The organism is Brevibacillus sp. MCWH (genome assembly GCF_013096935.1).
GTDB classification, from domain to species: Bacteria; Bacillota; Bacilli; order Brevibacillales; family Brevibacillaceae; genus Brevibacillus; species Brevibacillus aydinogluensis.
In genome coordinates this window covers 1-819 of sequence record NZ_SDLF01000067.1, presented here as the reverse complement: position 1 = coordinate 819, position 819 = coordinate 1, and the positions used below count along the sequence as shown (strand labels likewise).

At 26.7% G+C, this 819-nt stretch carries 2 protein-coding genes; both read right to left on the bottom strand.

Annotated features, from left to right (window positions below):
• On the bottom strand, positions 1 to 425 hold a 425-nt coding region (locus ETC00_RS19375), incomplete at its 3' end, for a hypothetical protein (protein WP_171567688.1).
• Positions 426 to 509: 84 nt separating this feature from the next.
• Positions 510 to 819, bottom strand: a 310-nt coding sequence (locus ETC00_RS19370; protein ID WP_171567687.1) for a hypothetical protein, incomplete at its 5' end; no start/stop codon positions are given.

Below are 819 nucleotides of genomic sequence, written 5' to 3'. Positions count from 1 at the left end.
TTACAAGCTTTTTCAGGATTTTCTTTATATTCTTTATAAGTATAAGTTTTCATTTTATAAACTTCTTCAATATATTCACAAATAATTTTCAAATACTTAAACTCGTTCTCTGACTGTGAACAAAGTAATACAATTTTAAGATCATTATCGACAGCAGCTTTTACAATAATAGAAATAAAAGCCTCAATTTTAGGATTACTTAAATAGTTTAAGTAAGCTTTCCTATAAGACTTAAACCCTTCGTTTTCTAACTCACTAATAGCAGAAACTGGTGGTATAAGCAGAGGAATAGCTTTAACGTTTTTAAACTTTTCTTTCGTTGTAATGTTTTCACTAATTAATACATATTGGAATTCCATTGGATCATTTTCTTTAATGAAAGTTTTAAGAAACTTTTTTGAATCCATTCTAATAACTACACCCATTGATTATTCTCTCCTTTAATTATTTTTTATTGAAATAAATTAATATAGAGGAGTAAACTAAATTTACTCCTCTATATTATTAAATTATTTCCATTCTTTATTTCTTTTTCTTCTACTAATTTCTTCATCTAGTTCATCTTCTAAATGAAGAAATTCAGAAGCTAATTCGACTAGATGTTCTTCATCATCATAATCATCGTATTCATCTTCAAATTCACTAGACAACTCTTGACGTAGTTTTTCTACATCATTATCGTCTGTTTTAATACGAACTGTGTTAGTAATTTGAACGTTGTCGTTTACTTTAATTTCGTTTGTGTAGACAACTTCTGAATCGTTGTCTAATTCTAACTTTTCAACGACTTGTTCTAATACTTCACTTTCTTTTTCATCT